The sequence below is a fragment of the Streptomyces odonnellii genome (assembly GCF_000981895.1).
In the GTDB taxonomy this organism is placed as follows: Bacteria; Actinomycetota; Actinomycetes; order Streptomycetales; family Streptomycetaceae; genus Streptomyces; species Streptomyces odonnellii.
Genome location: NZ_LATD01000021.1, coordinates 25,301 through 46,189, shown reverse-complemented (window position 1 = coordinate 46,189; position 20,889 = coordinate 25,301). Strand labels below are relative to the sequence as shown.

General features: G+C 69.3%; 14 protein-coding genes. 4 read left to right on the top strand and 10 right to left on the bottom strand.

The window, feature by feature from the left end; translation table 11 throughout:
* The 6 genes from WH07_RS03275 to WH07_RS03250 all read right to left on the bottom strand — a co-directional run.
* Positions 1 to 3,010, bottom strand: a 3,010-nt coding sequence (locus WH07_RS03275) for a ThuA domain-containing protein (RefSeq protein WP_046495045.1), incomplete at its 3' end; no start/stop codon positions are given.
* A gap of 92 nt (positions 3,011 to 3,102) precedes the next feature.
* Positions 3,103 to 3,969 carry a sugar phosphate isomerase/epimerase family protein gene (locus tag WH07_RS03270; protein WP_046495044.1) on the bottom strand — a complete coding sequence of 289 codons (867 nt, stop codon included), beginning with the start codon at positions 3,967 to 3,969 and terminating at the stop codon, positions 3,103 to 3,105.
* Positions 3,966 to 5,207, bottom strand: a complete 1,242-nt coding sequence (locus WH07_RS03265; protein ID WP_046495042.1) for an ABC transporter substrate-binding protein — start codon at positions 5,205 to 5,207, stop codon at positions 3,966 to 3,968. The genes WH07_RS03270 and WH07_RS03265 overlap by 4 nt, the downstream gene beginning before the upstream one ends.
* A complete protein-coding gene (locus WH07_RS03260) occupies positions 5,204 to 6,211 on the bottom strand; it encodes an ABC transporter permease (protein ID WP_046495040.1) in 1,008 nt (335 codons plus the stop codon). The genes WH07_RS03265 and WH07_RS03260 overlap by 4 nt, the downstream gene beginning before the upstream one ends.
* The gene (locus WH07_RS03255) at positions 6,208 to 7,224 is read right to left on the bottom strand and encodes an ABC transporter permease (protein WP_046495038.1); all 1,017 of its coding nucleotides are present in this window, start codon (positions 7,222 to 7,224) and stop codon (positions 6,208 to 6,210) included. The genes WH07_RS03260 and WH07_RS03255 overlap by 4 nt, the downstream gene beginning before the upstream one ends.
* Positions 7,221 to 8,711 carry a sugar ABC transporter ATP-binding protein gene (locus WH07_RS03250; RefSeq protein ID WP_046495036.1) on the bottom strand — a complete coding sequence of 497 codons (1,491 nt, stop codon included), beginning with the start codon at positions 8,709 to 8,711 and terminating at the stop codon, positions 7,221 to 7,223. Before WH07_RS03250 ends, WH07_RS03255 begins: the two co-directional genes overlap by 4 nt.
* 165 nt (positions 8,712 to 8,876) lie before the next feature.
* Here WH07_RS03250 and WH07_RS03245 point away from each other — a divergent pair, with 165 nt between their 5' ends.
* Positions 8,877 to 10,076 carry an ROK family transcriptional regulator gene (locus WH07_RS03245; protein WP_046495034.1) on the top strand — a complete coding sequence of 400 codons (1,200 nt, stop codon included), beginning with the start codon at positions 8,877 to 8,879 and terminating at the stop codon, positions 10,074 to 10,076.
* A gap of 234 nt (positions 10,077 to 10,310) precedes the next feature.
* Here the strand turns inward: WH07_RS03245 and WH07_RS03240 are convergent, their stop codons facing one another.
* A complete protein-coding gene (locus WH07_RS03240) occupies positions 10,311 to 13,334 on the bottom strand; it encodes a family 16 glycoside hydrolase (protein ID WP_046495032.1) in 3,024 nt (1,007 codons plus the stop codon).
* A 346-nt stretch (positions 13,335 to 13,680) separates the two neighbouring features.
* A complete protein-coding gene (locus tag WH07_RS03235) occupies positions 13,681 to 14,778 on the bottom strand; it encodes a GntR family transcriptional regulator (RefSeq protein ID WP_046495031.1) in 1,098 nt (365 codons plus the stop codon).
* Positions 14,779 to 15,014: 236 nt separating this feature from the next.
* On the opposite strand from WH07_RS03235, the gene WH07_RS03230 reads away from it, so the two are divergent.
* Positions 15,015 to 16,424, top strand: a complete 1,410-nt coding sequence (locus WH07_RS03230) for a choice-of-anchor Q domain-containing protein (protein ID WP_046495029.1) — start codon at positions 15,015 to 15,017, stop codon at positions 16,422 to 16,424.
* Between the two features lie 103 nt (positions 16,425 to 16,527).
* Here the strand turns inward: WH07_RS03230 and WH07_RS03225 are convergent, their stop codons facing one another.
* Positions 16,528 to 17,274, bottom strand: a complete 747-nt coding sequence (locus tag WH07_RS03225) for a phosphotransferase family protein (protein WP_046495027.1) — start codon at positions 17,272 to 17,274, stop codon at positions 16,528 to 16,530.
* Positions 17,275 to 17,408: 134 nt separating this feature from the next.
* Positions 17,409 to 18,311: a hypothetical protein gene (locus WH07_RS03220; RefSeq protein ID WP_046495025.1), complete on the bottom strand. Its 903-nt coding sequence runs from the start codon at positions 18,309 to 18,311 to the stop codon at positions 17,409 to 17,411.
* 251 nt (positions 18,312 to 18,562) lie between these two features.
* On the opposite strand from WH07_RS03220, the gene WH07_RS36050 reads away from it, so the two are divergent.
* On the top strand, positions 18,563 to 19,585 hold the full coding sequence (locus WH07_RS36050) for a right-handed parallel beta-helix repeat-containing protein (protein ID WP_157877177.1): 1,023 nt from the start codon (positions 18,563 to 18,565) through the stop codon (positions 19,583 to 19,585).
* Positions 19,586 to 19,752: 167 nt separating this feature from the next.
* Positions 19,753 to 20,547 carry an SDR family NAD(P)-dependent oxidoreductase gene (locus tag WH07_RS03210; RefSeq protein ID WP_046495023.1) on the top strand — a complete coding sequence of 265 codons (795 nt, stop codon included), beginning with the start codon at positions 19,753 to 19,755 and terminating at the stop codon, positions 20,545 to 20,547.
* Positions 20,548 to 20,889: the final 342 nt, after the last annotated feature.

Below are 20,889 nucleotides of genomic sequence, written 5' to 3'. Positions count from 1 at the left end.
GGGTGGGCCGGTAGGTGTCCCAGCCGCCGGTGTCGGGGACCGGGGTGGTGGCGAGGAGTTCGCCGTCGGGGGCGTCCGCGCGGAGTTCGATCGCGCCGACACCGTACGGGGACGACAGCGTGTAGGCGACCTCGTCGACGCCCTCGACGCTCATCGGGTCAAAGGCGATCCAGTCGCCGTTGCTGATGTCGCCGATGCGCTGCCCGTTCTCGGCGCCGGACTGTGAGACCACTCGGGTGCCGGACTGCGCGTCGTAGTACTCGGCCTGCTTGTGGCGGGGCTGGAGTACGGCGCGGCCGTAGCCGGTGAGGGCGGAGGCTCCCGGGGCTCCCTTGTCCGTGTACTTGGCGTTGAGTACGTATGTGAGGTCCGCGCCTTCGGGGTGGCCGCCCAGGTCACCGGTGTCCACGGTGCCTTCGCAGCCCGGGATGTCGGTGGTCGGGTGCTCGTGGTCGTCGTGCCCGAGGGCCGGGTTGACGGTGACCCGGGAGCAGTCGACCGGCCCGTCCTCCGGATCGGTGACCGTGACCTTGTAGGGGATGCGGTCCCCGAACGAGATGAGCTTGCCGCTGACCGGGAAGTCGATGGTCACCTTCGGCGCGGTGTTGCCCGCGGTGACCGGGATGTTGGCGTAACCCGACCTGCCGGTGGAGTCGGTGACCTTGAGCTGGGCGGTGAAGTCCCCCGCGGTGGTGTACGTGTGCGTGGGGGCCGCCTCGTCCGAGTCGTACGTACCGTCGCCGTCAAAGTCCCACGCGTAGGTCAGGGTGTCGCCGTCCGGGTCCGTGCTTCCCTCGCTGGAGAAGGCGACTTCGAGCGGCAGCGGCCCGTTCGTGGCGGAGGCCGTGGCCTTGGCGACCGGGATGCGCTGCCCCTGGGCGTAGTCGACGCGGTACAGGCCCGAGTCGTTGTTGCCGCCGCCGAACGAGCTGCCCCATTCGAGGACGTACAGCGAGCCGTCGGGGCCGAAGGTCATGTCCATCGGCTTGTTGAACGTCACCGAGGACAGGAAGTCGTTGATCTTGAGGAGTTTCTCGTCGCTGTCGAACCGGATCTCCTTGACGTAGTTGCGCGCCCACTCGTAGAAGAAGCTCGCTCCCTCGAAGTACGCGGGGAACTTCGTCGTGGAGGGGTTCGCCGGGTCGTAGTGGTAGACCGGGCCGCTCATCGGGGCGGAACCGCCGGAGCCCATCTCGGGGAACTCCTCGGAGGCGCCGTAGCCGTACCACAGCTCCGGCTGTGTCAGGTCCGGCAGATCGGTGAGCCCGGTGTTGTTGGGCGAGGGGTTCGCCGGGTTCGCGCAGTCGAACTTGACGCCGACCGCCCCGGTGTCCGGGTTGTACGGGGCGTACGCCTGGTTGTCGCCGTGGCAGAACGGCCAGCCGAAGTTGCCCGGCTTCTTGATGACGTTGTACTCGACGAGGCCCTCGGGCCCCCTGTCGGTGGCGGGGGCGCCGCGGTCGGGGCCGTAGTCGGACACATGGACGTATCCGGTCTTCGGGTCGACGGTGAAGCGGAAGGGATTGCGGAAGCCCATCGCGTAGATCTCCGGGCGGGTCTTCTTGGTGCCCGGCTTGAAGAGGTTGCCCTTGGGGATGGTGTAGCCGCCGCTGCGGGTGGGCTTGATGCGCAGGATCTTGCCGCGCAGGTCGTTGGTGTTGCCCGCGGTACGCGCGGCGTCGAGCATCTCCTTGCCCGGACGCCAGTCGATCGGCGCGTACCCCTGCCAGTCGGGGTCGAGGTTGGGCGGTACGTCGTCGCCGACACCGAGATAGAGGGTGCCGTCCGGGCCGAACTCGACGGCGCCGCCGGTGTGTCCGGGCTCGGGGAAGGTGCGGTCCCGGTACGCCGGAACGTCAAGGAGCTTCTTCTCGCTGGCCGGGTCGAGTGTGTTGCCCTTGATGGTGAAGCGGGAGAGACGGTTGATGTCCTGCGTGGCTCCGGCGGGGGAGTGGTAGAGGTAGATCCAGCCGTTTCTGCCGAAGTCCGGGTCGAGCTCCATGCCGATCAGGCCGTCCTCGCCGCCGGTGTACACGTCGAGCGTGCCCGCGGTGACGGTGGAGTGGGCCTCGGGGTCGAAGATCTTCACTTCGCCGCTGCGCTGGATGTAGACAACGCGGCCGTCCTTGGCGACGTCGAGTTCCATCGGGTCGGCGGTGTTGTCGTCGAGGGTGACCTTCTCGTAGCCGCTCCAGACGGTGCCGCCGCAGTCGCCCGCCTCGTTGCCCGCGGCCCACTTCAGTCCGCCGATGACATGGTCGCGGAAGTAGGCCTCGCTGTACGCCGGGGTGTCGTGCCCCATCGCGGTGGCCCAGACCTTGCCGCCCTGGGTGTTGCGGCACCAGGAGATGGGATGGTCGGCGCCCATCGCGGAGCCGCCCGGGTCGTACGTCGTCTCGTCCGCGGTGACCAGGACATGCACGTCGCCACGGGGATTGCGGTCGAAGTTGTACCACTCCTCCGGGCGCTCCCAGCGCTCGGGCAGGCCCTTGGTGGAGGGGTGGACACGGTCGGCGACCTTGGCCGTTCCCTGGAGCACACCGGGTGAGTGGGCGGGCATGTGCACGCCGCCGTTGATGGTCTCGTCCCACCACGGGAACTGTTCCTCGACGCCCATGTCGAGTGTGTTGTGGATGGCGACGACGCCCTTCCCACCGCGTACGTAGTTCTCCATCGCGTCGCGCTGTGCGTCGGTGTCCCAGACCATGCCGGAGTTCTGCAGCATGACGACGGCGTCAAAGTCCTTCAGCTTCTCGTCGTCGAAGACGGCCGGGTCGGCGGTCTGGACGATCTCGAAGTTGTTCTCGGCCGCCTCTTCCTCGAACATCTTGATGCCCGCGGGGATGGAACCGTGGACGTAACCGACGGCGCGGGTGAAGAGCAGGGCACGGAAGGCGGGTTCGGCGCTGTCGGCGGTGGCGGCGCCGGCGGGAATCGCGGCAAGCCCGAGCAGTAACGCGCTCGCCGAGGCGACGACCGCCCTTCGTATGCCGCGAGCATGACGGCTCATGACCGGTCCTCTCTGGAGGGGGTTCGGTGTGCGGGTGCGGTACTGATCAAGGTGGATACCGATCGAGGCGGTACCGATCGAGGAGGCGCAGGTCAGGGACTGCCGAGAGCCCGGCGGAGGAAGGCCAGGCCCTCGGTCGCGATCCCGTCCTGAGTGGGGGCGAGCGGGCGCCACACGGACGCGGCGACGGCGATCGTGTCGTTGTGCGCGGTGAACGACTCGATGCACAGCGCACCTCGGTAGCCGCTCATGTCCAGCGCGGTGAGAAACCCGGCCCAGTCCAGATGGTCGGCTCCGGGAGTGCCACGGTCGTTGGCACACACCTGCACGTGGACGATGCGGGAGCCGGCCTCGCGTACGGCATCGGGCAGACCGCGCTCCTCGATGTTCTGGTGGTAGGTGTCGAGGGCGACCCCGATGACCGAGTCGTCGAGGCCGTCGAGCGCGGTGAGGGTCTGGCCGACGGTGTTGAGCAGGGCGGTCTCGTACCGGTTGAGCGGCTCGACCCCGATCCGTACGCCCGCGGCTCGCGCGTGGCCGACGACGGGCGCGAGGTTCTCCCTCAACTCCGCGCAGGCTGCGGCCCGTTCCGCGGCGGTCATCCGCCAGGTGCGTCCGACAGCCGTGTAGACCGGACCGGCGACGACGGGAGCCGCCACCGCGTGGGCCGCGTCGACGCACCGCCGCAGATAGTCCTGGGTGGCCCGTACGGTTCCCGGATCGGTCCGTACGAGATTCCGGTCGGGCGGCATGACCGCGATCACGGCCGCAGGGGCGAGCCCGGTCGCGTCCAAGAGCTTGGCGGTGGCCGCGGGATCCCAGTCCCCGGCCTGTTCCAGCGGCAGTTCGACGCAGTCGAAACCCCAGCCGGCCAGCCTCGGAAGGACCTCGGCGAGGGCGGAGTTCCCGACGGGGGAGTGCCAGATCCAGGGGTTGGCGCCGAGCGGGAACCGGGTCATCCCTTGCCTCCCCAGTCCTCGGGGAACCCGGGCAGATCCGCGCAGCCGCACATCGCGTAGTGCAGCGGAGGCATGCCCGGCCGGAGATACTCGTCGAGGGTGTCCTCGGTGACGGAGGGCTGCGGGAGCTTCCACTCCTTGGGGACCTGCTGCCCCTGAAGGATCTTCAGAGCGGCTATGACCGGGGTACGCCACTGGAACGTCGGGTACGCCGGGGCGATCGCGGTGAGCTTCTTGTCCTGCCACGCCTGGAGGAAGTCCTGCTGGTCCTCGCCGGTGATGGGTGGTACGTCCTGACCCGCGTCCTCGAACGCCTCCACCGCGGCCACGGCGGTGGCGCCGGAATCCATCCACACACCGTCGATGCCGCCGTGCCGGGTCAGCGCGTCGGTGACGACCGACTTGGTCTTGGCCGGGTCACCGTCCGTGAACTTCACGTCGACGACGTCGAGTTCACTCTTGTCGAAGGCGACCTCCGCGGCCGACCAGCGGGTCTCCAGCACATCCACACCGGGCGAGATGCGCAGGGCCAGGATCTTGCCCCCGGGCTTGACCTTCTCGACCAGGAAATCCGCGGCGACCGCCCCGTACGCGTAGCCTCCGACCGGATTGACGAATGTGACCGCGCAGTCCGTTTCCACACCGCGGTCGAAGACGATGACCGGCACCTCGGCGCAGGCCTGCTCGACGGCGGGGGTGAGCGTGGCCGTGGTGTTCGGGGAGACGATCAGGGCGTCGCAGCCCTTGCCGGTGAGTTCCTGGATGTCGGAGATCTGCTTGTCGTCCTTGCCCTGCGCGTCGAGAACGGTGAACTCGGTGATCTCCTTGTGCAGTCCGACTTCCGCCCTCATGTTCTTCAGGCCGACCTGGCGCCAGGGGTTGAAGACACCGGCGTTGGAGAAGCAGAGATGGACACCGCCCGCCGTGTCCTTCTTGTATCGCGTGGTGTCGGTGAACTCGGGCCGGAGCATCTGTTCCCACGGCTTGTCGGCGGGTCCCTGCGGCTGCTCCTTCGCGAGGGCCAACTGACGTTCGTACTCGGCCTGTTCGAAGAACTCCGACTGTCCGCCGCTGCCGGGACCGTCCGCCGTGGCGGCCGTGCTGCCGGGGGCGGCCGGCGCGTCCGGTGGTGCGTCGCTCGTACAGGACGCGAGGAGACCCGTCGCCAGCAGGGCGGCGGCCGGGACGAGGGCGCGTACGCGGAGCGGACGTCCGCGCAGGGGGCGGGGCGCTGTCATAAGGGTTGTCCTTCCGAGGGGTTCGTACGTCGGCGGCGCAGCCGGGACCAGTCGGCGGCTCCCAGCCCGACGGCGGCAATGACGATGCATCCTTGGACGGTGGACTCCAGCGCGCCCGAGACGCCCTGGAGGTTGAGCAGGGTGAACAGCGCCTGCAACGAGAAGGCGCCGGCCATGGCAGCGACGATGGAGCCCCGCCCGCCGCCCAGTACGACTCCGCCGAGGACCACGGCCGTGATGGCCTCGAACTCGTAGCCCCTGCCCGCCTGGGCGGAGACCCCCGAGAAGCCGCCGACCAGGACCGCGGCGGTCGCCGCGGCGACCCCGGAGAGGACGAAGGCGATGATCCGGGCCCGGGCGACACGTACCCCGGCGAGGGCCGCCGTACGTTCGCTGTCACCGGTGGCGACGAGCGTACGGCCGAAGTCCGAGCGCATCAGCAGCATGGCCGCGGCACCGGCGACAAGGCAGACGATCACGGCCCATGGCAGCCAGCCGAACGCCGAGCCGCGCCCGAGCTGGCGGAAGGCGGCCGGCAGCGCGCCCTGCGGGGAGCCGCCGGTCCAGAAGAAGACCGCGCCTTCCAGGATCAGCATCATGCCGAGGGTGGTGATGAACGACGGCACACGCAGAGCTGTGGTGATCAGCCCGTTGACACCTCCGATCACTCCGCCCGCGACGAGCAGCAGAGCGGTGACGAGCGGCCAGGGAGCGTCGGGGAACGAGCCGTACAACTCGGCGGCGACCACAACGCCCGCGGTGACGACCGCCCCCACGGAGAGGTCGAACTCGCCGCAGACGATGACCAGATACTGGCCGGCGGCGAGGATCACGAGGGGCGCGGCGCGTTTGACGAAGGAGAGGAAGCTGTCGGGTTCGTAGAAGCCGGGATCGGTGAGGGCCAGCGCGGCGAGCACTACCGCGAGGAGTACGAAGACGGGAGCGCCGGTGCCCAGCGCCCGTAGGACGTGCTTGCCGTGGCGGGTGACGGTTGCCGTGGTCATGCGGTCGGCCTTCCCTTCGCGGCACGGCGGGGCCGGGCGTAGACGGCGACGGCCGCGATGATGACGACACCGCGGAGCACGTTCTTGAAGAACGGGTCGACGGCGAGCTGGTTGAAGACGCTGTCGAGAACGGCGAGGACGAGGACCCCGCCGAGAGTCCCCGTCACTCCGCCGCGACCCCCGGCCAGCGCGGTGCCGCCGAGGACCACCGCGGCGATCGATTCGAGGTCGTAGCGGGCCTCCGTACCCGCCCAGGGCGCTCCCGCGCCGAGGCGCGCCGCGAGGAAGAGCGCGGCGGCGCCCACGCACAGGGAGCAGATGACATGCGCGACGACGACGGTACGGCGCGTGCGTACGCCCGAGAGCCGGGCGGCGTGCTCGTCGCCGCCGGTCGCGTACATGTGATGGCCCAGCCGGGTACGGCGGGTGATGAACCACACCGCGCCGGCCACCGCCGCGAGGAGGAACACCGAGACGGGGACCGGGCCGACACGGTCGTAGCCGAGGTGCTGGAAGGAGGCCGGTACCTTCCCGGCGGGGCCGGTGTAGTTGTCCTCGATCCAGCCGCGCAGGATGAACGCCGTGCCGAGCGTGGCGATGAACGCGTTGACCTTCAGGCCGGTGACGACCAGTCCGTTGGCTAGCCCGACCGCGGCCGACAGGGCGAGGACGGCGATCACGGCCGTCACGACGCCGCCGCTCGCCATGGTCTCCGCGGCGACGAGTGTGCCGAGGCTGATGAGATACGCGACCGACAGGTCCAGCGAGCCGGTGAGGATGACGGCGGACTGGCCGACCGCGACCAGGCCGAGCGCGACACTGTTCTGCAGGATCGTGACCACATTGGTGGTGGTGAGGAAGTCCCCGCCACGGGCCGCGACGACGATCCAGCCGAGGACGGTGACGGACAGCACCGCGAGCCAGACACCGGCGACGGGATCGCCGAGCCGTGATCCGCGTGTACGGGCGGTGGCCCGGGGCGGGGCGAGCGGCCCGGGACCGGTCGCGGTCACGCGGCGTCCTTCTGTCCGCCCCGGCGGCCGCCGGTGGCGAGCCGCATGATGCTCTCCTCGTCCGCGCCGGCGGGTAATGCGCCCACGAGGCGGCCCTCGGACATCACAAGGATCCGGTCGCTCATGCCGATCAGCTCGGGGAGTTCGGAGGAGATGATCAGTACGGCGAGTCCTTCACGGGCGAGTTCCCGTACGAGGGTGTGGACGGCGGCCTTGGCGCCGACGTCGACACCGCGGGTCGGCTCGTCGAACAGGAGCACCTGGGGCCGGGCCGCGAGCCACTTGGCGATGACGACCTTCTGCTGGTTGCCGCCCGAGAGATAGAGCGCCTGCTGGTCCTCGCCACGGGCCTGGAGGCGCACGCGTTCGAGGAGCGCCGTGATCTCCCGGCCGGTGGGCGGTCCGCCGCGTGGGGGGACGGCCCGGGTGACGAGCAGCGCGTTGTCCCGTACGGACTGGTGCAGCGCGAGGCCCTCCGTCTTGCGGTCCTCGGTGACCAGCGCGATGCCGGCGCGGATGGCCTGGCGCGGGCGGCGGGGCCGCAGCGGTCTGCCGCCGACGGTCATGGCGCCCGTGGTGAACGGGGTCGCGCCGAACAGGGCGCGCGCCAGTGAGGTACGCCCGGACCCCTGGAGGCCGGCGATGCCGACGACCTCTCCCGCCCGCAGGGTCAGGTCGATGTCACGGATACGGTCATTGCCGCCGCCGGAGACCGTGAGCCGTTCCGCGCCGATCTCCTCCGGGCGGGCACGCGGCGGGTAGTAGGCGGTCAGCTCGCGCCCGACCATGCTCCGCACCACCTCGTCGGCGTCGGTGTCGGCGGTACGCAGTGTGGCCACGCGGCGGCCGTCCTTGAGAACCGTGATGCGCCGGGACAGGCCGAAGACCTCCGGCAGACGGTGCGAGATGTAGAGAATGCCGAGGCCCCGCGCGGTGAGCCTGCGTACGAGCGCCGCGAGTCGTTCGCTCTCGTGGTCGGCGAGGGGCGCGGTGGGTTCGTCCATGACGAGGACCCGCACGTCGGAGGCGAGTGCTTTGGCGATCTCGACGATCTGCTGGCGTGCGACTGGCAGGTCCCTGACAAGCATGGACGCGGTGATGCCGGTCACGTCGATCTCGGCGAGGAGTTCGGCGGTGCGGCGCTCCATGGCTCTGCGGTCGACGAGTCCGCGGCGGACCGGTTCACGGCCGAGGAAGACGTTCTCGGCGACCGTGCGGTACGGAAGGAGTGCGAACTCCTGGTGGATTATGCCGATTCCGGAGTCCCGTGCCTGCGCCGGATGCGTGAAGGCGTGCGCGGTGCCGTCGATCGTGATGGTGCCGGTGTCGGGGGTGTGTTCGCCGGCCAGGATCTTCATCAGGGTGGACTTGCCGGCGCCGTTCTCGCCCACCAGCGCGTGCACTTCACCCGGTTCGAGGTCGAGCGTCACATCATGGAGCACCCGCACCCCCATGAAGCTTTTGGACACGCCTTGCATGGTCAGCATCAGCCGGCTCCTCGGTCAGCGGTCTGCAGTGCAATGTGGTGACTCACCTTTGACCTGTCAAGGGCCCAAGGGGCTTTGTTTTCCGGGGAGTTGCCAGGGACTTAGTCCGACCGGCGAACGGGGAATGCCTTGTGAGCAGCGGAAGTCGTCCCTAGGGTGACTGTCATGCCTGTGCCGTCGGACCACAGTGTTTCCGCCGCACACTCGCCCGGCGAGGTGCTGGCGCTGATCAGTTCCGGAGCCGTGACGACACGCGCGGACATCGCGCGGATCACCGGACTGGCCCGCTCCACGGTCTCCCAGCGCGTCGACGCTCTGATCGCGCACGGCCTCGTCGACGAATCTGCCCCCGCCCCCGGCGACTCGACCGGAGGCCGTCCGCCGCGCCGGCTCCAACTGCGCACCGCCGGACACCTGGTGGCCGGTGTGGACCTCGGCGCCTCGCACTGCGCGGTGGCGCTGACGGACATCGCGGGAACGATGCTGGCCACGCACAACGAGCCGCTGTCGATCGCGGACGGTCCGGAAGCGGTGCTGCGCCGGGTGGAGCGGACGCTGCAGGCGCTGCTGAAAGAGACGGGACGGGACCCGCGGACACTGCGCTCGATCGGCGTCGGGGTGCCGGGACCTGTCGAGTTCTCGACCGGCCGCCCCATCGATCCGCCGATCATGCCGGGCTGGCACCAGTACCCGATCCCGGAGTTCTTCGCCTCGCGCTTCGGGGTGCGGGCGCTGGTCGACAACGACGTGAACGTGATGGCGCTGGCCGAGCAGCGCCGTGCGTTTCCCGACACCCGCTACCTCCTCTACATCAAGGTCGGTACGGGCATCGGCTGCGGCATCGTGGCCGACGGCAGGCTCCACCGCGGCGCCCAGGGCAGTGCCGGCGACATCGGGCACATCCAGGTCGGGGACCAGGCGGAGCCGTGCCGGTGCGGCAATACCGGCTGTCTGGAGGCGGTGGCGGGCGGAGCGGCGCTCGCGGCGAAACTGGCCGGTCTGGGACTGGACGCCGCGTCGGGCAGTGATGTGGTGCGGCTGGTGGCCTCCGGCAACCGGGACGCCGTACGGATGGTGCGTGAAGCGGGCCGGGCGGTCGGCGAGGTCCTGGCGGGTCTGGTGAACTTCTTCAACCCGGACACGGTGGTGCTCGGCGGCGCGCTCGCCGCGGTGCACGACCAGCTCCTCGCCGGGGTACGGGAAGCGGTGTACCGGCGCTCGCATCCGCTGGCCACACGTGTGCTGCGGATCGAGCCGAGCCGTACGGGCGAGAACGCGGCGGTCATCGGGGCGGGGATTCTCGCCGCCGAGCAGGCCATGTCGCCGTCGCAGGTGGACCGCCGGCTGGCGCGGGCGATGGCCTGACGTCGCGCTTGACGGGGCTGCGCCGCGCTCGGCCGGGGCTGATCCGGGCGCGGCGTGATCAGCCCCACGACGCTTCCCCCGGTCGACTCCGGCCGGGGGAAGCGTCAGCGTACCGCTGGAGCACCGTGGGGCGATCGGCTGAACGCGACCCGGGACGGCCGAAGCGCGTCCAGATCGGCTGAAGCCGGTCCGGATCGGCCAAGGCCGGTCCGGGCCCGTCCAGATCGGTTCAGGTCAGTCCAGCGGTTCGACCCACAGGTTCCTGAAGCGGACCTTGTTGCCGTGGTCCTGGAGCCGGATCGCCCCTGTCGCCGCCGATTCGGCGTCGCCGCTGCCGGTCGGGCCGTCCACCGCCACGTTGTCGTGGACCTTCGTGCCGTTCCACACCACGGTGATTCGGGCGTCCTCCGTCTTGTTCCCCGCGGCGTCGAAACGGGCCGCGCGGAAGACGATGTCGTACGTCTGCCAGGTCTCGGGTGCGGTTGCGGCGTTCAGGTCCGCGGCCTTCTTGTTGTAGATCGCCGCGGCCTCGTTCGCCGCGAGTTTCTCCACTCCGAACGAGTCCAGGATCTGGATCTCGTACCGCTCCTGGAGGTAGACACCGCTGTTGCCGCGGTCCTGGCCGGTGACATCCGGCGGCAGCTTCGGCACCCGGAACTCGGCGTGCAGTCTGAAGTCGCCGAACGACTGCTTGGTGCGGATGTCGCCGCAGCACACCTCGACGGAGTTGTCAGCCGTGCGCGGCCATTCGACACTGCGGCCGTCGGTGTGCTGCCAGGCGGAGGAGACGCTGCCGCCGGAGAACAGGTCGATACGGCTGCCGCGTGCGCGTACCTCGATCATGTCGAGATTGACATGCCCGGTGTCCTCGGGCCGGTAGGTGTACGAAATGGTGTTACGGCCCTTGCGGAGCTCGAACCGCTCGGTCCGCGTGGACCAGCGGTTCCAGGCGCCGGTGGAGGGGAGGCTGATCTGCCGTGTCTGCCCGCCGTTGACGCCGGCGCCGATCGTTTTGGTGCCGGTGAAGGGGTGAGGGCCGTTGGCGTAACGCAGGCCCACGTCATAAGTGCCCTTGGCGGGGACCTCGACCTCGAAGGTGGCGGTTGCGCCCTGGGCGCCGAAGCCGTCGACGAAGCCGCCGCCCGTGTAGCCGGCGTGCTCGGTGTCGATGTCCGCGCCGCCGGAAAGCCGCGCGGACTCGGCGTCGTACGACGTGACGGGGTCCTCGGGGCCCGGCCGTGCGTTCAGGGTGTACCAGGCCTCCGTGGACCACAGTTGCTCGCCGTCGGCCGAGGAGAACGGGCGGGGTGAGCGCACATGCACCACCCGGTCGGTCTTCAGCCCGGGGATGCTCAGCCGGACCGTGCGGCGGTCCTCGGAGATCCGGGCGGCCGCGACGGGCAGGCTCTCCTCGTCCACCTTGGGGCCGCCGTACGCCGGCGTGGGGACGTAGCGCCACTGCTCCACGGAGTAGCCCCCGTCCGTCAGGGCGGCGGCGGTCTCCTCCGACAGGGGCTTCGTGTAGGTGAGTTCGAAGCCGTCGCGGGTGGCGCGCATGGTCTTGATGTCAAAGACGTTCGTGCCGTTCGGAGCGAGTTTCTGAAGACCGAAGCGGAGTTTCCCCTCCTGGCCCCAGTTCCCGTCCGCGCCGAGGCCGCCGGCGTAAATGGCGCCGTCCGGTCCCGTGCTGATCCGGGTGATGCCGGCCTCCAGCCCCTGTGTGTGACGGAACACCGCGCCCTGGTACTCGCCGTCGACCTTCTCCAGATCGGCGCGCTGGAGGCCGCCGTACGTGACGTCACCGAAGAGCAACTGACCTGCGAAGGTGCCCTTCTTGACCACCATCGGTGTGCTCGGTGAGTTCGCGATCTCGTTCTGCGGCAGCCAGAGCACCGGCTTGGTGACCGTACGGTCGTCGAACGGGCCGTCCGGGTTGGTGTAATGGTTGAAGAAACGGCCCTGCTTCACCTGTACGAGCTTCGAGGCGGGCAGCCAGCCACCCTGGTTGTCGGTGACGAAGAGCTCGCCCTCCGGACCCCACCCGATCCCGTTCGGGGTGCGGAGACCGCCCGCCAGATAACTGACCTCTCCGGTCTCCTTGTTCACCTTGACGGTGGTGCCGCGGTTCGCGGCCGGCTGCGGATCGGTCGTCGCACCGCCGTAGTTGATGGCGACCGAGAGATTCAGATAGAAGTACCCGTCCCTGTAGAGCAGCCCGAAGGCGAACTCGTGGAAGTTGCCTCCGTACGGCCAGGCCGCGACCTTGCGGGTCGTATCCGTGACATCGTCGCCATCCGTGTCGGACAACTCGGTGAGCTGGTGTTTCTCCGACACATACAGCTTTCCGTCGACGTACTTGATGCCCATCGGCTCCTTCAGCCCGCCGGCGACCTTCTTGTACGCGACCTTCTCCGGACCGGTGTCACCGGTGACACCGTCGAGGAGGTAGACCTCTCCCACGGTGTTGTCACTGCCGCCCCAGGTGGTCACGGCGAGCCGGCCGTCCGGCAGCCAGTCCATGGCGGAGACCTGCGGCTCGAAGCCCTCGGGGCGCAGATCGGTGAGGGTGTAGCCGGGATTGACCGAGGTCAGCGGGAGGCCGTCGCCAGGCGTGTCGTAAGTGCCCTCGCACTCCTTGCGGCCGGGAGCGGTGACGCGGACCACGCCGGCGTCCGTGCTGAGCACGGAGTTCGGGACGAGCGTGAATTCGGTGGCGCCCGGCGGCTTCCACTGGAGGGTCACCTGCTGCTCGCCGCCACGGTCGAAGTGATCGATGTGGAGCGCATGGTAGCCGGGGGTGAGGGTGATCTCGCCGTCCTTGGGCTCGGCGCCGTGCAGTCCGTCGTGGTCGATGACCTGCTGGTCGCCGATGAAGAGACGGGAGCCGTCATCGCTGATCAGACGGAAGGCGTACGTGCCGTCGGCCGGGATGTCGACATTGCCGATGATCTGCGACATGAAGTTGTCGCTGAATCCGAAGCCGTCGGTGGAGGACCAGTCGACCGTGGGAATCAGCTTGTCGACATTGGGGGTCTGGGCCGGCTTCAGGTCGCAGAGCTCGCTGAGCGGGGACTGGATGTCGAAGACACGCAGGGTGACGCCGGGTTCCTGGGGCGGCAGCTCCGCGGGGGCCCTCCTGTCCAGGGGGATCCGTGTCTCCGTGGGGGCTTTGGCCGCCGCGGCGGCCGGTGTCTCCGCGCCGGCCGCGGGTGCCGCGAGACCTCCGGTCACGAGGGCGGCGAGGAGCAGACCGGTCATGGTCCGTGGTCCGCGTCGGCCGCGGCGGGCGCTCTGGTATTCGTGTGGCTGCACTCGTCCTCCTGCTGGGGGGCTGCGAGTGGGCGGGGCCTGGGCGGCCCGCGCCCGCGGAGTGGAGTTCGTACACGTACCGGCGGTGCGGTGGCGGAGTTCCGCCGCGCTCCACGCATACTTCTGCGCGAGAACGACGCCCAGAGTATGGACGGGCGCAGTGCCGGTCCATACTTTGTTCTCAACGAGGCGAAACGGGCCGGGTGTTGGGGGAGCCGGGCATGGCCTGGTGCGCGGCGGCTTCCGCCGAATCGAGGACGGGCCGGAGCGGGCGGCCGACGAGCGACGGCGTTCTTCAGCGCTGCCCGGGCGCCGGGCCCGTGGACTCCCGTACGACAAGGTGCGGCACAAACGCTTCCTGCCGCCGAGGGGCGTCCGGATCGGCGATACGGGCTCTGAGAATGTCCGCGGCCCGTCGGCCGATGTCCGTCTTCGCCGGGGAAACGGCGGTCAGGGGCACCTCGCACAGATCGGCCACTTCATTGTCGTAGCCGATCACGGAAAGATCCCCGGGCACGCTCAGGCCGCGCCGCCGTACCGCGCCGACCAGCAAGGACGCTTCACGGTCCGCGAAGCAGAGCGCGGCCGTCGCCCCCTCGTCCAGCAGACGGCCGAGAAAACGGTCCGCGTCCTCGGCGGTCCAGCGGGGCAGTGAGACCGCGACCACGGGAGCGGGGTCGAGCCCGGCGTGCTCCAGTCCGACGGCAAGGCCCGACCGGACCTGCGGGGCCGTGTGCGGACTGGTCCTCTCCATGTAGCCGATCCGGGTGTGCCCCAGCCGCAGCAGATGCTCGACAGCCGTACGCGCCCCGGCCGCGTGGTGGGAACAGACGAACTCGTGCGAGGTCGCCGGCAGATCCATGCCGCGCTCGACGAGCACCGTGGGCACGTCGAGTTCGCCCGCGTCCCCGAGCCAGTGCCGCGGGCCGTCCTCGCCGATCGTGGGCACCAGTATCAGCCCGGCGGAGCCCGACCGGATCAGTTCCTCGACGGCTCCGTGCTCCATACCGGGGTCCCAGTCGGTGCAGCGCAGGAGCATCTGTGAGCCGTGGCGGGAGAGTTCGCGTTCGATGCCGGCGATGACGCGCGGGTAGTAGTAGGTCAGCGACGGCACGACGACGCCGACGGCGTATCCGGTACCCGGTGCCCGGGAGGCAGAGATGTACGTTCCGGATCCCTGGCGGCGGTAGACAAGGCCCTCCTGGACCAGCAGATCGACGGCCCGTCGTACGGTGTTGAGGCTCACCCCCTGGTCGCGGGCCAACTGCTGTTCCGTCGGCAGCTTCCCGGCCGGCCAGCGCAGTTCGGCGATGGCCCGGCGCAGCTCGTCCGCGAGATGGCGGGTCTTGTGTCCCCGTACGGCGGTGCCGGCGGGAGCGCGCGACGAACTCATCGCCTCCCCTTCGGTCTGTATCGACACCGGCCCGCCCGATGCGACGAGCTTACGACCCTACCCGTCATGGAGCCGCCCGTCGTGGGCCGCTGCTGACGGGACGTCACCTGCTATTCATTCCAATGAATCTGTTGACGCGTGGCATGACTTGACCCAAACTCCTCACCAGGCGCAGCGCGAGTCACCGCGATTCCCCCACGCCCCCCACACCCTTCACCAGAAGCCGAGGTCTCCTCGTGGCCGTCACCGTGTCCATAAGCAGAACCACCAGGCGCACCGCACTCCTCACCTGCGCGGTGCTGGTTCTCGGGTTCCAGGCCGACCCCACGGCCTTCGGGACCGGAACCTCTCCCGCCGCGACCGCGGCCGCCGCCTACTACGTCGATCCGGCCGTGGGTTCGGCGAGCAATCCCGGTACGGCGGACCGGCCGTGGCGGACCTTGCAGGAGGTGTTCGCGTCGGGGAAGACCTTCGCCGCCGGGGACATCATCTATCTGCGCAACGGAAACCATGGAAGCCCGGTCATCACCGGGGGCATCGCGTCGGGCGTACGGACCATCAAGGCGGCGCCAGGCGCGACGCCCCGGATGAAGACCCTGCGGTTCGCGTCCGGGGCCACGCGCTGGACGGTCGACGGGGTGCTCGTCTCGCCCCAGGAGGCGGACGGTACGTACACGACGGGCAACCTCGTGCAGTTCGACGCCGGCGCCACCCATGATGTCCTCCAGAACTCGCAGGTACGAGCCGCGAGCGACGCCTCGGCGGACACCTGGTACAACAACGACTGGGTCGGCCGCAGCGGTACGGCCGTCCTGGTCGTCGGCGCCAACAACCAGGTCCTCGACAACCGGATCAGGAACGTACGCAACGGCGTCATGCTGGAACGTACGTCCCAGGCCGGTGCCGGCGCCACCGGAGCGGTGGTCAGGGGAAACAGCGTCAACCACTTCTGGGAGGACGCCTTCCGCTGCAAGATCAGCGGCTGCCTCTTCGAGTACAACTCGGCGGTGAACAGCTACGCGGTCGTACCGGCGGGCACGGAGGCCGACCCGCCGCACCGGGACATGTTCCAGAGCTACCGCGGCGACGGCAGCTTCACCCCGGTCACCGACGTCGTGCTGCGCGGAAACGTCTTCATCAGCCGCACAGGCACCCGCTACGCCAAGATCCCCTTCCAGTACAACGGCAAGTACACGATCCAGGGCATCGGCGCCTTCGACGGCCCCTACCGCAACTGGACCATCGAGAACAATGTGGTCCAGGTGGAGGTCGGTCTCGCCATGGGCCTGTACGGCATGAACGACAGCAGGATCGTCAACAACACGGTGGTCCCGCGCTATCCGGCCACGGACAGCGAGATCCGCCTCACCAACCAGAAGGACGGAACGCCGTCGAACGGCGACATCATCCGCAACAACCTGGCACGCACCTTCAACACCGGTGCCGCGACCAACACCCAGCACTCCAACAACATCACGGTGGGTACGGCCTACTCGACGTACTTTGTCGACCACCCGGCCGGAAACCTGCACCTCAAGCCGGGCTCCCCCGCCATCGGCGCGGGCACGACCAGGGAAGCCCCCACGCTCGACGCCGACCGCAAGCAGCGATCGAACCCCTTCGACGTGGGGGCCTACGAGTACTGAGCGGCGGCCTCGCGTGAGCTGTCGGCAAGCTGAAGAGCCCGGCGCGAGAGCGGCCGGGCTCTTCGGTGTTGTGTGATCCGCGACGGCATGAGCCCCCGCGGCCTCACATCCGGGATCTCAGTACGTCGACCTCGCAGCCCGGTGCGAAGGGGTCGAAGCCGTGCTCGATCAGCCAGCGGACCGCCAGCAGGCTGCGCAGCGACCACCATGCGTGGATCACGTCGAGGTCGATGCCGGTGCCGTAGCCGGTGATGACGTCGTCGAGGTGTTCCTCGTGCCCGAGGGTGAAGGTGGCGAGGTCGTACAGGGCATCGCCCTGGCCCGCCTCGGACCAGTCGATGATGCCCGTGACCTCGTCGCCGTCGACGAAGACGTGCGCGATCTGCAGGTCGCCGTGTGTGAACGCCGGAGTCCACGGCCGGAGTGCGGCCTCGGCGACCTGGCGGTTGCGGGTGACCAGGTCGGCGGGCAGGACGCCGTTCGTCACGAGCAGCTCGCACTCGTCGTCGAGTTCCGCTGCCAGCGCGACGATGCTCCGGCCGGCCCGTCCCGGCCGGGGCGGCAGCGGTGCGTCGTGCAGCTTCCGGATGGCGGCGCCCGCCGCGGCCCACGCCGCCGGCGACCCGGTCGACGGCCCGCCGAGGCGCCCGAGCGTCGTCCCCGGAAGTGCGGCGATCGCGAGCACCGGCGGCTTGCGCCACAGGACCTCCGGGGTCGGGACCGGCGCCAGGGACATCGCCTCGACCTCGGCGTCGACGCGCGCCTGATCGGCGTCCACTTTCAGGAACACGTCGCCGACGCGCAGAGTCGCGCGCTCGGAATGGGCGACGACGACTTCGACCTCATCCATGGGTAACCAGTATCCGGGGATGATCGCCGACGTCGCCGGGTTTTCGCCTGCGATGACGCGGCTGACCGCGTCCCGCTACCCGGCGGGGTCTCTCCGGCGCATTTACCGGAAGGACCCCACTCGGTGCCTTTCCGTCAACCGGCTTCCGGCGAAGCCTCGTTGTTTTCGGTGACTCCGTCGTTGAAGACGATGGTCAAGGGGGTGGTTCCCGCGCGGCGGGTTTTGCGGAGGTCCTCGGCCATGCGCTGGTAGTAGGCGGAGGCCATGGCCCAACTGCCGTCGAAGACGCTGCCCTTCACCCGTGCCTCGCGCAGGGCGATGAGTACGCCGATGAGGGAGCGGCCGGAGAGGATGATGCGTACGCGGCCGTCGCCGTCGTCGGTGATCTCCGGGGTGGGGTTGAAGTGCTCCTGGCCGCAGGCGAGGTCCGCGACGAAGTTCCAGGCGTCCCGGTGGCAGACGAGCACGATGGAGGCGATCGGCGCGGCGCTCAGCAGGAGCGCGCCGTGGTCGGCTTCCTCGTTCGGCTCGATGCCCGCGTCGAATGCTTCGCCCGGCTGCTTGCGCCGGTCGGACGTCTCGGGCGCCTCCTCCTGAGGAGTGCTCCCGGACGGCGGACCGGCCGGGCCGGAGTTCACGGGCTCCGGTACGGCGGCCTCGGCGGCCTGTTCCCCGGGCTCGGCCTGGACATTCACCGCGGCGGCGGGAACGGTCCAGGGGGCAGGGGTGTCAAAGATCTGATGGCCGGCCAGCTCGCTCATGAGACTGCGAAGTTCGGAGACCGCCTGCCGGATCTCGCTCACGTCGTGGCTCAGAGCGGAGACCCGCCGGGCCACCTCGGTCGTGGCCGAGGCCCTGTTGTCCACGCTCCTGCGGGTCTCGTGTATGTCGGAGCGGAGGCTCTCCACCTCGGCGGTGACGACCTGACGCAGATCCCTCTCCGCGCCGTCGACACGGTCGCCGACCGCGCGGAGCTGGTCACCCAGCTCCCGCCGGGTGTCCAGCAAAGCGGCCATCAGGTCGTTGTTGCGTACCACAGCTACCTCATCGTACTAAATGTATTTGAGCAACTCCGGCTTGTAGTTTCTCCTGGTCATGTGGGTGCTCAGCGCCATCGGAAGGGATTCGGCCTACATCCGGCCGAAACTGATCCGCTTCCGGCGTCGCACCTCCCGCCGCTGGTCAGAGGGGGTGCGCGCGGAGGTGTTCAAGGTTTCCGCAAGGTCGGGTGAGCACCATGGCGGCGGGCTCGGGGAACGGCCCCGAGCACGGGGGAAGGAAACAGATCATGCACAGGCCCGCAGCAGTGGCACTCACGCTCACCTGTCTGATGGCCGGAGGCACACTGACCGCCGTCCCGGCCGGTGCTGTCACCACCGGGACGGTCACGGTGTACGTGGACCCCAGCGCTCCGGCGAGCGGCAACGGCCTCGTCCGGACCAACGCGGTGCGCACTTTCGCGGAGGCGGAGAAGGTCCTCAGGAACGCGCGCGCCGTCAACGCCACCATTCTCACGCCGGGCGGTACGTACTACCCCGACGAGGAGATCAAGTGGACCTACGACCCGCCGGGCGGCCGTTTCACCTTCGCGGCGGTGCCGGGGACCGGTGCGGTCGTCATGGACGGCTCGCGGGCGAAGGCCGGTTACTACATGACCATCAGCTCGCCCAACAGCAGCTTCACCGTCTCGGGCAAGACGATCAAGAACTACACCAATGGTGGTATCCGGGTGCGGGGGATGAAGGGCCCGGGCCGGGTGACCATCAAGAACAACCTGTTCCAGCACCTGGGCAACAAGGCCAACCCCGGCGGACCCGGCTACGGAGCCGTTCACGTCACGGATTCCGCCAGGCTCACCATCACCGGCAACAGGTTCTACAACCTGGAGAACAGCGAGAGCCCTGCCGAGATCCACGGGGTCTATCTCGCCACCCGCACCAGCTCCACCGTGATCCGTGGAAACCGGTTCGGATACATCACGGGCGACCCGGTCCGTACGCGGAACGGCAGTAACAAGAACATCGTCGACGGTAACAAGTTCTGGCGTTCCGGTTCCTACGCCGACTTCAGCGACTGGCGGCCGCAGGACGGGGAGGTGTGCGGAAAGGGCAATGTCTTCAAGAACAACCAGGTGGGCAGGACCACGTACTTCGGCAAGAAGTTCGGCTCCGACATCTACGGTAAGGGAGTCCGGGTTCAGCTTCTGCTCTGGGGGCACCACAAGCCGACCGCGGCGAATGTGGGCGGCTGCGCGACCCGGCCCATCACCAACGGCGGCGGCAACAAGTACGTGACGAGCCGCCCCTGGTGACAGCCCCGGTGGATTCACGGCCGCAGAGATTGGACTTGCTGGTCCATTTTGAACCAGGTACTTGTGGACCGAACAGTCCAGTCGGCCGATCCGGCCCGCCCCTGGCCCGGCAGCAAGCCCGGCCGGGGCGGGCTCGCCATGGACCGGCCATGAGCGGAGTGAATCCAATGGATCTGCGATTGAACGGCAAGCGGGCGCTTGTGACCGGGTCGAGCAGCGGACTCGGCGCGGAGATAGCCAGGGTCCTGGCCGCCGAAGGGGCGGCGGTCATCGTCCACGGGCGCGACGAAGCGCGGGCCAAGGCGGTCGCCGAGGCCATCCGGGCGGACGGCGGTGACGCCACCGTCGCGATCGGCGATCTGGCCACCGACGCCGGAGCCGACGCGGTGAGAGCGGCGTCCGCCGGCGCGCCGGTCGACATCCTCGTCAACAATCTCGGTGTCTACGACCCGACGGCCGCCTGGCCCACCACCGCACCCGCCGAGTGGGCCGGCATCTACAACACCAACGTCGTCTCCAGCGTGCGGACGATCCAGCGCTTCGTACCGGACATGCGGGCGCGCGGCTGGGGGCGGGTGATCCAGATCAGCAGCGTCCTCGGCCACCTCCCCGCGGCGAGCCAGCCGCACTACGCCGCGACCAACGCCGCCCGGGACAATCTCGCAGTCTCCCTGGCTCGCGAACTCAAGCACTCCGGTGTCACATCGAACGCGGTCGCGGCGGGCGGCATCCTCACCTCCTCCGCGCAGGAGTACGTCCTCGACCTGGGCAAGCGGAACGGCTGGGGCGAGACCTGGGAGGAGGTCGAGCCCAAGGCCATCAGCGCGCTGTCGCCGAACGACGTCGGCCGCATCGGACGGCCGCGCCAGTACGCCGACCTCGTCGCGTTCCTGGCCAGCCCGCTGTCGGGGTACATCACCGGCACGACACTGCGCGCGGACGGCGGATGGCACGACGCGTAGCCGCCGCTGCCCACGTGGTCGGGTGCATGTGCGGTCCGGCGCCCGTACGGTCCGGTACCGACGCGGTCCGCCGCCCGTACGGTCCGGTGTCCGCGTCGCGCGCTGACGCACGCGGACACCGGGCTCACGCGCGGTCGGCCGAGTTCGCCCGGACAAGCAGTTGCGGCAAGGGTTGACAGTGGTCAGTCACTACAGCACTCTCTCGGGAGAGCGCTCTCCTCAAGATCGATCCGTCGTGGAGCGCCGAGTGTCGAGTTCGGACCCACCGACAGCCACCCTTCCCGCGCCGTCGCCGAGCGTGCCGCGGGGTTCTGGTGGAGAGGCATCACACCCCGTGGAGAT

What these genes read in the sequence shown, in the direction of transcription:
- WH07_RS03270 (WP_046495044.1), bottom strand. Translation starts at nt 3,969, where the DNA reads ATGACCCGGTTCCCGCTCGGCGCCAACCCCTGGATCTGGCACTCCCCC.
- WH07_RS03265 (WP_046495042.1), bottom strand. Translation starts at nt 5,207, where the DNA reads ATGACAGCGCCCCGCCCCCTGCGCGGACGTCCGCTCCGCGTACGCGCC.
- WH07_RS03260 (WP_046495040.1), bottom strand. Translation starts at nt 6,211, where the DNA reads ATGACCACGGCAACCGTCACCCGCCACGGCAAGCACGTCCTACGGGCG.
- WH07_RS03250 (WP_046495036.1), bottom strand. Translation starts at nt 8,711, where the DNA reads ATGCTGACCATGCAAGGCGTGTCCAAAAGCTTCATGGGGGTGCGGGTG.
- WH07_RS03245 (WP_046495034.1), top strand. Translation starts at nt 8,877, where the DNA reads ATGCCTGTGCCGTCGGACCACAGTGTTTCCGCCGCACACTCGCCCGGC.
- WH07_RS03240 (WP_046495032.1), bottom strand. Translation starts at nt 13,334, where the DNA reads ATGACCGGTCTGCTCCTCGCCGCCCTCGTGACCGGAGGTCTCGCGGCA.
- WH07_RS03235 (WP_046495031.1), bottom strand. Translation starts at nt 14,778, where the DNA reads ATGAGTTCGTCGCGCGCTCCCGCCGGCACCGCCGTACGGGGACACAAG.
- WH07_RS03225 (WP_046495027.1), bottom strand. Translation starts at nt 17,274, where the DNA reads ATGGATGAGGTCGAAGTCGTCGTCGCCCATTCCGAGCGCGCGACTCTG.
- WH07_RS36050 (WP_157877177.1), top strand. Translation starts at nt 18,563, where the DNA reads ATGCACAGGCCCGCAGCAGTGGCACTCACGCTCACCTGTCTGATGGCC.
- WH07_RS03210 (WP_046495023.1), top strand. Translation starts at nt 19,753, where the DNA reads ATGGATCTGCGATTGAACGGCAAGCGGGCGCTTGTGACCGGGTCGAGC.